The sequence below is a fragment of the Dietzia sp. B19 genome, from assembly GCF_014145155.1.
Lineage (GTDB): Bacteria > Actinomycetota > Actinomycetes > Mycobacteriales > Mycobacteriaceae > Dietzia > Dietzia natronolimnaea.
This window is the reverse complement of record NZ_JAALED010000090.1, coordinates 4430-14251: the sequence shown is the minus strand read 5'-3', so window position 1 is coordinate 14251 and position 9822 is coordinate 4430. Positions and strand designations below refer to the sequence as shown.

Here is a 9822-nt window from a genome sequence, read left to right as displayed (position 1 = left end):
CGCGGGCGGGGACGGCCGATCCCGCCACGGGCGGGGCCCCGTCCCGTCCGCCGCCCATGCCGCCTCCGGCTCCAGCCCCAGGGCCAGCACGACGTCCAGGTCAGCGGAGGACAGGGGCATCACACGCCGGACCGGTGGGTCATCGGTCGGGGTACGGACGGGACTCGGTGGGGCCATCGGGTCGCCCGTCGTGGTGGTCGGGCCCGTCGTCGTCTCCCCCACCGCCCCGCACGCGGACAGAGTCGCCAGCCCGGCACCGGCGCCGAGCGCCAGTCGGAGGACATCGCGACGAGAGTGCACGGGGGAATGGTCTCACGTCCCGAAATGCGCGATGTCCCGGCTCCTCGCTCACGCGAGTAACCGGGACATGTCACTGAGTACCCCCGATGGGATTCGAACCCACGCTACCGCCGTGAGAGGGCGGCGTCCTAGGCCGCTAGACGACGGGGGCCTGGTACGCCTCGACTCTAGCGACCCGACCGGCGCTCCACAAAATCGGCGGGCCGACCGCCGTTCACCCGGTGTAAATATGCACTCAGTCTACTTTTCTGTAGACTCTCCTGGTGACCTCACCGCCGGAACCGGACTCCCTCCGCGAGCGCAAACGCCGCGCCACGATGCTCGCCATCGAGGACTCCGCGACCTCCCTCGTACTCGAGCACGGGTACGACTGTGTGACGGTGGACCAGATCTGCGCCGCCGCCCAGGTCTCCAAGCGCACGTTCTTCAACTACGTGCCCTCGAAGGAGGCCGCCGTCATCGGTTCGCCGCCCCGGGACGTCCCGCTCGCGGTCCGCCGGGAATTCCTCGACGCTGCCGACCCGGACGTCCCCGGGGCGCTCCTGAGGCTGTTCCTCGCGGCGTTCGCGGCCGCGCGGATCGCGGACGACGCCCAGACCGCGACCCTGGCCCACCGTCGAGCGGAGATCTTCCGGGCCGACCCGGACCTCGGGGTGGCCCGGGTGACCGCGTCATCTCACTTCCAGCTCCGTCTGGTGGACCTGGTGACCGAACACTTCGAGCGCCACCCGGCCCTGCGCCGCCTCGACGGGGTCGCGGCCAGGGCGGAGGCACGTGCCTACGTGGCTCTCGTGGCCGCCTCGGCCAACCTCGGGCTGTCCACCTGGTTGACACGGGAGGCCGCGACGTTCGCCGACCTCGACGCCGAATGTGCCCTCGCCCTCCGGCAGCTCGCACTTCTCGTCACCGCGCCCTCCGACGCCACGCCGGCCGGGACCAGACCGGCCGGGACCATCTCCCCTGAGACCTCGGGAACCACGTCATGAGCGACACCAGCACGAACGACACCAGCACGATCGCCACGGACGATCGCCGACCCACCGGACCGGCTCCGGCATCCCACAACGTGCCGCTGGTCTTCACCTCCCTGCTGCTGGGGATGCTCATCGTGTCCCTGGGCCAGATGATCTTCGCGACCGCGTTGCCCACGATCGTGGCGGACCTCGGCGGGGTCGACAAGATGAGCTGGGTCATCACCGTCTATCTCCTGACCATGACCATCGGGCTCCCCGTGTACGGCAAGCTCGGGGACCAGATCGGCCGAAAGCCGCTCTTCGTCGCCGCCATCCTGCTGTTCCTCGGCGGCTCCGTACTCGGGGCCCTCTCGTGGAGCATCGACATCCTGATCGTCTCGCGCGCGATCCAGGGCCTGGGAGGTGGCGGCCTGATGGTGCTGTCGCAGGCGATCGTCGCCGACGTCGTCCCCGCCCGGCAGAGGGGCCGGTACATGGGGGTCATGGGGGCCGTCTTCGGACTGTCGTCGATCCTCGGTCCGCTCCTGGGCGGATTCTTCACCGAGGGCCCGGGCTGGCGCTGGGCGCTGTGGTTCAACCTGCCGATCTGCCTGCTCACCCTCGTGGTGGCGGTCCTCTACCTGAAGCTGCCCACCCGCGGCACGGGCCGCAGCACGGACTGGCCGGGCACCGTCCTCATGGTCACGGCCACCTCGGCGCTCATCCTCGTCTGCTCGTGGGCCGGTAACCGCTACACGTGGACCGACCCCGTGATCCTCGGCCTCGCGGCGCTGTTCCTGATCTGCGCCGCGGCGTTCGTGCTCGTCGAGTTGCGATCGCCGCACCCACTAATCCCCATGACGCTGTTCGCGGAACGCAACTTCGCGCTCTCCACGGCCGCCGGGCTCATCATCGGCGTGGCGATGTTCGGGACCATCACCTACCTGCCCACCTACATCCAGATGGTCCACGGGCTCGGGCCCACCGACGCCGGACTGATGATGACCCCGATGATGGCGGGGATGATGGGAACCTCCATCGTCGTGGGCAACATCGTGAGCCGTACCGGCCGCTACAAGTGGTACCCCGTGGTCGGGACGGTCATCATGTCCGTGGGTCTGTGGCTCATCAGCTCCCTCGAGGCCGCCGACACCCTCCTGCACCTCGGAGCGGTCCTGTTCGTGTTCGGCTTCGGCCTGGGCCTGTGCATGCAGTTGCTCGTCCTGATCGTCCAGAACTCGTTCCCCGTCTCGATGGTCGGGACCGCCACCGCGTCCAACAACTTCTTCCGCCAGATCGGCGGGACGCTGGGATCGGCGATCGTGGGGTCGCTCTTCGTCAGCCGCCTGGCAGATCTCATGGGCGACCGGATCCCGGCCGCGGCGTCCGCGATGGGGCCGGAGGGGGCCGAGGTGGCCGCGTCGTTCGCCGAGGGCTCCGGCGCGGCGAACTCGATGAGCCCGGAGATCCTCGCCGGCCTCCCGGGGCCCCTGCACGACGCGATCGTGGGGTCCTACAACGACGCCCTGGTGCCGATCTTCCTCGTCGTGGTCCCCCTGCTGCTCATCGCCACGGTGCTGCTGCTGTTCATCCGGGAGGACCCCCTCAAGGAAACGGTCGACTGACCCCCGCGGCGGATCGGACCCGCCGACCGGGTGGCGTGCTCACCGCGCCGCCGGACCGGGGTGAGCACACCGACACGCGATCCACACCCGCGGCAACCGCCCCGTTACGCGACGGCGATAGCTTGCCCAGCGTGAACACTCCCCGAGAGACCGTCCTGCGTTTCCTCGCCGCACCCACCGACGTCGGCACCGGGAACCAGGTGCACACCGGCCGCATCCTCGAGTGGATCGACAAGGCCGCGTACGCCCAGGCCGCGGTGTGGTCCGGCGGGTACGCCGTCACCGCCTACGTGGGCAACGTCCGCTTCTCGCGGCCGATCGAGGCCGGTGAACTCGTCGAGGTGTCGGCGCGACTCGTCCACACGGGATCGACCTCGATGCACATCCAGTGCGACGTCCGGGCCTGCGACCCCGTGACCCTCGACTTCCGCCACTGCGCGGAGTGCCTGGTCGTCTTCATCGCCGTCCGCGAGGGGAGACCCACCCCGGTGCCGTCCTGGCGGCCCGCCTCCCGGTTGGAGGTCCACGAGTCCGACGAGGCGGTGATGCGCATCGCCCTGCGGAAGGACATCGAGGACGCCATGGCCGTCCAGAGCTATACCGACGCGGGAACCGCACCCCGATCGGCCCTGCGGTTCCTCGCGGCCCCCGGTGACGTGAACTGGGGCGGCAACGTGCACGGGGGGCGCATCATGTCGTGGATCGACGACGCCGCGAACCTGTGTGCGACCCATTGGTCGGGCACCCCGTGCACCTCCGTGTACGCCGGCGGGGTGCGCTTCTACCACCCGGTGAAGATCGGCCACGTCGTCGAGGTGGAGGCCAGGCTCCTGCACACCGGTCACGAGACGATGCACGTGTCCGTCCACGTGCGGTCCGGTGAGCCCACGTCACCCGAACGGGTGCTGACGACCCATTGCCTGGCCGTGTGCGCGGCTCTGGGCCCGGATCTCCGCCCCACCCCGGTCCCCCACTGGACCCCGCTGACCGCGGAGGACCGTGATCTCGACGAACACGCGCGGCACCTCATCCGGCTCCGAGGACGGGGGCGGGTCGACGTGACGACCGCCGGTTGACCGGACCAGTCCGTCCGTTCTCCCCCGATCGGAAGAAGGACGGCGCCGGGATGCACCGGGGTGGAGAGGACCGGGGTGGAGAGGACCGGGCCGAGAACGAGAAAACGCCCGGAGCATGATGCTCCGGGCGTTCTCGTGTGTACCCCCGATGGGATTCGAACCCACGCTACCGCCGTGAGAGGGCGGCGTCCTAGGCCGCTAGACGACGGGGGCTCAGGACGCGGCTCCGCGAGGAACCGCTGCAGTGAGCGCTACAACGCGCTCAGCTGGCCTACCAGGACTCGAACCTAGAACGACGGTACCAGAAACCGCTGTGTTGCCAATTACACCATAGGCCACTGTATTCACTTGTCCGCCCCGTGCGGGGCGACCTCGAAGAGACTATCAAAGCACCGAGGGTGAATAGCAAATCGCCAGGTCATTCAGCGATGGGCGCGGCCTGCAGGCGGGCCAGTGTGACCTCGCGACCCAGCAGTTCCAGCGACTCGAACAGCGGCGGGGAGATGTGCGATCCGGTCACCGCGACCCGCACCGGACCGTAGGCCTTACGCGGCTTGAGCCCGAGCTCGTCGACCAGCGCACCGGAGAGCGCGGCCTCGATCGCGGGGGTGGACCACTCCGGCACCGACTCCAGTGCGGCCGCCGCCGCGTCCACCACCTCGCGCGCATCGGCCTTGAGGTTCTTGGCGGCGGACCCGGGGTCGACGACGAACTCCGACTCGTCCACCACCAGGAACCGGATCAGGTCCCACGCGTCGGACAGCACGACGATGCGGGTCTGCACCAGATCCGCGAGCACCGCCCAACGATCACCGTCCAGCTCCGCGGGCAGCGTGAGTCCGTCCTCGGACGGGTGTGCCTCGAGGAAGTCCCGCAGCCGACGCGCGAACTCCTCCGGCGGGAGCCGCCGGATGTGCTCGGCGTTGATCGCGTCCGCCTTCTTCTGGTCGAAGCGCGCGGGGTTGGCATTGACCTGGCGCACGTCGAAGGCCTCCACCATCTCCCGGAGGGAGAACACGTCGCGGTCGTCCGACAGTCCCCAGCCCAGCAGCGCCAGGTAGTTGAGCAGCCCCTCGGGCAGCATGCCGCGGTCGCGGTGCAGGAACAGATCCGACTCGGGGTCCCGCTTGGACAGCTTCTTGTTGCCGTCCCCCATCACGAACGGCAGATGCCCGAACTCGGGCACACGGTCTGCGACCCCGATCCGGGTGAGCGCACGGTAGAGCGCGATCTGCCTGGGGGTCGAGCTGAGCAGGTCCTCGCCGCGCAGGACGTGGGTGATCTGCATGAGCGCATCGTCCACCGGGTTGACCAGGGTGTACAGCGGGATCCCGTTGCCCCGGGTGAGCGCGAAGTCCGGAACGGTGCCGGCCTTGAACACGGTCTCCCCGCGGACGAGGTCGTCCCACCCGAGGTCCTCGTCCGGCATCCGCAGCCGGATCACGGCGCCACGGCCCTCGTCCCGGTAGGCCTGCTTCTGCTCCTCCGTCAGGTCGCGGTCGAAGCCGTCGTACCCCAGTTTGGGGTCGCGCCCGGCCGCCCGGTGGCGCGCCTCGACCTCGTCGGCGGTCGAGAAGGACTCGTAGGCCTCACCGGCGTCGACGAGCCTGCGCACCACATCGAGGTGCTGGTCGCGTCGTTCGGACTGGCGGTAGGGGGCGTACGGACCGCCCACCTCCGGACCCTCGTCCCAGTCCAGCCCGAGCCACCGGAGCGCGTCGAGCAGGGCCTGGTAGGACTCCTCCGAGTCGCGTGCGGCGTCGGTGTCCTCGATGCGGAAGACGAAGGTCCCGCCCGTGTGCCGGGCGTGAGCCCAGTTGAACAGCGCCGTCCGGACGAGCCCCACATGAGGAGTACCGGTGGGCGACGGGCAGAAACGGACACGGACGTCTGGGGCTGTCATGCGCACCATCCTAGTGACGGTCCCGGCTCGCACCCCCGCGCAGGACCGGCCTAGGATCGGCGGGTACCCGTGGCCCGCCACTCGCGCGCGATCCACGCACATCGGAGTCGAGGGAGGCGAGCCGTGGCGTCAGGGCCCCACCCCGACGCCGCCAGGCCTGTCACCGCCCCGGATTTCCTCCTGTCGCGCCACACCGGATCGCTGCGGACCCAGGGCTCCCTCCGCGTCTTCCCCGACCCCGCCGACGCGGCGCTGGCCCTCCGGTCCGGACGCTGCGGGCTGGTGGTGGGCGCCATCGGGTTCGAGCCGGACGCCCCGGCAGCACTGGTCGAGCCCGACATCGTGGTCCGGACCGACGGCCCACTCGAGCCGCCCGCCTACTTCCGCTCGCTCCGCACGCGCGCCCGCGTCGTCGAGGAACTGCCCTCGACTGAGGCCCACCGGAGACGGGTGGCCACCGCGATCGCGGGTATCCGGGCGGGTGGGCTGGACAAGGTGGTGCTCGCGCGCGCGGTCCGGCTGCTCGCGGACGACCCGATCGACCCCCACGCCGTGTGCGCGGCGCTCATCGATTCGAGCCCGTCGGCCGATGGATTCCTGGTCGACCTGTCCCCCGCCGGCGGGGTCCACTCCGGCAGGATCCTGGTGGGATCGAGCCCGGAGCTCCTCGTCCGTCGACGGGGTGACGTGGTGGAGTGCCATCCGCTCGCCGGATCCGCCCCCCGCTCCCGTGACACGTCGGTGGACCAGGCCGCGGGACGGGCACTGCAGGCCTCAGGCAAGGACGCCGCCGAGCACGCGTTCGTGGTGGACTCCCTGGCGACGGCGCTCGCCCCCCTCTGCCGGGATCTACAGATCCCCGAGCGCCCGTCGCTCACCTCCACCCGTGAGATGTGGCATCTGGGGACGCGGATCCGCGGACGGGTCGCCGACCCGCGGACGACCGCGCTCGACCTCGCGCTGGCCGTCCACCCCACCCCCGCCGTGTGCGGAACCCCCACCGATGAGGCGCGGCGGGTGATCGCGGGTCTCGAGGGCCGGCGGGGCTTCTACTCGGGTGCGGTGGGATGGGCGGACGCGGGCGGAGACGGCGACTGGATGGTCACCATCCGCTGCGCCGAGATCGACGCCGATCGCTCGGGGGCGATCGCCTGGGCGGGCGGGGGGCTCGTCGCCGACTCCGACCCCGACGACGAGGTGGCCGAGACCGCCGCCAAACTCCGCACGGTCCTCACCGCGCTGGGCGCCGTGTGACCGGACCCCCCGACCGGGTCTCGACCGTCAGGCGGGTCGGGACCCGACCTACCTGTCGACGACGGGGTTGGTCAGCGCTCCGATGCCCTCGATCTCCACGGTGACCCGGTCACCGGGGAGCATGGGGCCGACGCCGGCCGGGGTTCCCGTCAGCACGACGTCGCCCGGGAGCAGCGTCATGACCCTGCTGACGTACTCGATGATCTCCCCGACGGTGTGCATGAACTGGGAGGTGTTGCCGTCCTGGCGCAGCTCCGAGGACCCGTCCGGGTGGTGCAGCGTGGTGCGGACGTCGAGGCCGTTGGGGTCCAGGTCGGTGACGATCCAGGGGCCCAGCGGGCAGAAGGTGTCGTACCCCTTCCCGCGGGTCCACTGACCGTCCGCGAGCTGCTGGTCGCGCGCCGTCACGTCGTTGGCGCAGGTGTACCCCAGGATCACCTCGTGGGCCCGGGCGGCCGAGACGTCGCGACAGGGCTGACCTATCACCACGGCGAGCTCACCCTCGTGGTCCACCCGCTCGGAACTGGGCGGGTACGCGATCCCGGCCTCGGGGCCGACCACCGAGGTGTTGGGCTTCAGGAAGATCAGCGGCTCGGCGGGCGCCTCGGACCCCATCTCCTCGGCGTGCTCCGCGTAGTTCTTACCGACGCACAACACCTTGGAGGCGAGGATCGGAGCGAGCAGACGGACGTCGGCCAGCGGCCATTCGCGGCCGGTGAACTCGGGGGTGCCGAAGGGGTGTTCGGCGATCTCCGCGCAGGTGAGGGTGGCGGGATCGGTGACATCACCGCGGACTTCGACGAAGGCGAATCCCTGCGGGTGGGCGATACGGGCGAGACGCATACCCGCGATCCTATGCCGTTCGCAGATCCCGGAGCGTCGTGACCCCGCGCTCGTGCAGCTCCGCGGTCTGGGCCAGGTAGAGCTCGGCGCAGGCGAGAGCGTCGATCAGCGCATCGTGCGCCCGGTAGCGGGGGAGCCCGTACCGCTCCCTGGCGCTCCACAGCCGGAGTTCGTCCGGGGAGGACTCCGGGGCGAATCCACTGTCGACGCCCGCGCCGAGCACCCGGCGGTGGAGTTCGAGGGTGTCGACGGGGACGAACGGCGGCCGCACACCGTGCCCGGAGGTGCACAGAGCGCCGAGGAAATCGGTTTCTATACGACTGTAGTGGGCGATGAGCACCCGGCCGGTCAACGCCTCGAAGACCCGGTCCAGGAAGACGTCCACGCTCACCCCTGTCGCGACCGTGTCGTCGGTGATCCCGTGCAGCGTCGCGCTCTGGCCCACTCCCTCCACGTCGTCGGCACCCTCGGCCCGCAGGAGCAGGGACCGCGCGCCGCCGAGGACGATCCGGTCACCGTCCACCGGTACCAGCCCCACGGACAGAACCCTGTCGCGGCGCGGATCGAGGCCAGTGGTCTCGACGTCCATCGCCAGCAACTGCAGATCCGCCAGTGGGGTCGACGGCTCCGGGGGCGGAGTCTCGAGGTAGCGCCGCAGCGGACCGTCGGGAAGCCGTCGTGCGGTGCGTCGACGTCGCCCGGACCCGGTGAACCACTCACGCATCACATCTGCCCGACCCGGTATTTCAGGGCGAGCGAGCCCTGCACCCCGGCGATGATCCGGAACGCGGCGCGGAGACGGTGACGGTCGGCGGAGCTCAGCGTTCCCGGATCGATGTGGTTGTCCTGAGGGTCGTCGTCCGCGATCTGGCGCGCGTGGTGGCGGTAGGTCAGACCACGCAGGAACCGGAAGGCCTCGCCGAGATCCTCCGCGTCGGCGCGCGCGATGACGCCGGCCCCGGCCGCGGCGTCGAGCCGACCGAGGGTGGACACCTCGTCCAGCCCCGCGGAGAGGGCGTGCACACGCGCGATCTGCACCACGGGCGCGATCCCGCCGGCCTTGAGGTCCAGGGTGTTGCGGTACTCACCCCGTCGTGCCACCACCAACCCACGGAAGAACCCCAGCGGCGGCTGCCATTCGCACGCTATGCGCGCCAGGTGGGCCTGGAACCGTCGACTGCCCTCGGCGCGAGCGAGCATCTCGTCACGGACCCGCATGAACAGCGAGGTGTCCCCGTGCACCGGGCGGATGTCCAGGAACACCTGGGAGTGCAGGACGGCGTCCGCTCCCGGCGCCCGCACCCAGTCCCCCACCTGGCGCTCCCAGGACCTGCACGTGCGACGCCACGCCGGGTTGGAGGCCATGACGTCGCCCGGACACAACGGGAATCCGGCCCGGTCGAGACCGGCGCACACCTCCTGCGCCAACGCGGCGAAGTACCGGTCCGCATCCGGTGTCGTCTCCGCCTCGTCGTCGAGGATGAGCGCGTTGTCCTGGTCGCTCGCCACGCCGAGCTCCCCTCTGGCCTGGGAACCCAGGCCGACCCAGCAGTACCCCACGGGCGGCGGTCCGAGGCCGCTCTCCGCGAGTGAGATCAACCGTCGCGTCGCGGCGTCGGCGGTGGCGGTGACGACGCGACCGATGTCCTGGGGGGCGGTGCCACGGCGGACGAACTCGCCGACCAGGGCGGGCAACCTCGCCGCCAGGCGCGCGACCCCCTCGGGGTCGGGCGCGCGGGCGATGCGGGCTGCCAGGTACACGGGGTCGGTCTGGGCCAGTCGGAGCAGGTCCCCGCTCGTCACCATCCCCACGGGCACGCCGTCCTCGCAGACCGGGAGGTGGTGGACCCCGCGGTCGATCTGGAGGA

At 70.7% G+C, this 9822-nt stretch carries 8 protein-coding genes, 3 tRNA genes and 1 pseudogene; 4 read left to right on the top strand and 8 right to left on the bottom strand.

Annotated elements, in window-relative coordinates; all coding sequences use genetic code 11:
• A pseudogene (locus G6020_RS16705) lies at nt 1-300 on the bottom strand (ABC transporter substrate-binding protein); the annotation flags it as partial.
• Between the two features lie 78 nt (nt 301-378).
• A tRNA-Glu gene (locus G6020_RS03665) sits at nt 379-451 on the bottom strand.
• Nucleotides 452-563: 112 nt separating this feature from the next.
• Between G6020_RS03665 and G6020_RS03660 the strand changes: the two genes are divergently transcribed.
• The 3 genes from G6020_RS03660 (at nt 564) to G6020_RS03650 (ending at nt 3954) form a co-directional block, all read left to right on the top strand.
• A complete protein-coding gene (locus G6020_RS03660) occupies nt 564-1286 on the top strand; it encodes a TetR/AcrR family transcriptional regulator (protein WP_182609688.1) in 723 nt (240 codons plus the stop codon).
• On the top strand, nt 1283-2878 hold the full coding sequence (locus G6020_RS03655) for an MDR family MFS transporter (protein ID WP_194305951.1): 1596 nt from the start codon (nt 1283-1285) through the stop codon (nt 2876-2878). Before G6020_RS03660 ends, G6020_RS03655 begins: the two co-directional genes overlap by 4 nt.
• A gap of 131 nt (nt 2879-3009) precedes the next feature.
• Entirely contained in the window at nt 3010-3954 is a 945-nt protein-coding gene (locus G6020_RS03650; RefSeq protein ID WP_179525507.1) for a hotdog domain-containing protein, read from the top strand.
• A 140-nt stretch (nt 3955-4094) separates the two neighbouring features.
• Here the strand turns inward: G6020_RS03650 and G6020_RS03645 are convergent.
• The 3 genes from G6020_RS03645 to gltX all read right to left on the bottom strand — a co-directional run bounded on the left by G6020_RS03645 (nt 4095) and on the right by gltX (nt 5857).
• A tRNA-Glu gene (locus G6020_RS03645) sits at nt 4095-4167 on the bottom strand.
• A gap of 53 nt (nt 4168-4220) precedes the next feature.
• A tRNA-Gln gene (locus G6020_RS03640) sits at nt 4221-4292 on the bottom strand.
• Between the two features lie 80 nt (nt 4293-4372).
• A complete protein-coding gene (gene gltX, locus G6020_RS03635) occupies nt 4373-5857 on the bottom strand; it encodes a glutamate--tRNA ligase (protein ID WP_182609687.1) in 1485 nt (494 codons plus the stop codon).
• Nucleotides 5858-5980: 123 nt separating this feature from the next.
• Here gltX and G6020_RS03630 point away from each other — a divergent pair, with 123 nt between their 5' ends.
• The gene (locus G6020_RS03630) at nt 5981-7111 is read left to right on the top strand and encodes an isochorismate synthase (protein WP_182609686.1); all 1131 of its coding nucleotides are present in this window, start codon (nt 5981-5983) and stop codon (nt 7109-7111) included.
• Nucleotides 7112-7159: 48 nt separating this feature from the next.
• Here G6020_RS03630 and G6020_RS03625 read toward each other — a convergent pair whose 3' ends face one another.
• The 3 genes from G6020_RS03625 to G6020_RS03615 all read right to left on the bottom strand — a co-directional run.
• Complete coding sequence (locus G6020_RS03625) at nt 7160-7954, bottom strand: fumarylacetoacetate hydrolase family protein (protein WP_182609685.1); 795 nt, start codon at nt 7952-7954, stop codon at nt 7160-7162.
• A gap of 10 nt (nt 7955-7964) precedes the next feature.
• Entirely contained in the window at nt 7965-8678 is a 714-nt protein-coding gene (locus G6020_RS03620; RefSeq protein WP_182609684.1) for an exonuclease domain-containing protein, read from the bottom strand.
• Nucleotides 8678-9822, bottom strand: a 1145-nt coding sequence (locus G6020_RS03615; protein WP_241732559.1) for a DUF294 nucleotidyltransferase-like domain-containing protein, incomplete at its 5' end; no start/stop codon positions are given. The genes G6020_RS03620 and G6020_RS03615, both read right to left, overlap by 1 nt.

Coding starts and splice junctions, on each gene's coding strand:
- G6020_RS03655 (WP_194305951.1), top strand. CDS start 1,283: ATGAGCGACACCAGCACGAACGACACCAGCACGATCGCCACGGACGAT.
- gltX (WP_182609687.1), bottom strand. CDS start 5,857: ATGACAGCCCCAGACGTCCGTGTCCGTTTCTGCCCGTCGCCCACCGGT.
- G6020_RS03625 (WP_182609685.1), bottom strand. CDS start 7,954: ATGCGTCTCGCCCGTATCGCCCACCCGCAGGGATTCGCCTTCGTCGAA.
- G6020_RS03620 (WP_182609684.1), bottom strand. CDS start 8,678: ATGCGTGAGTGGTTCACCGGGTCCGGGCGACGTCGACGCACCGCACGA.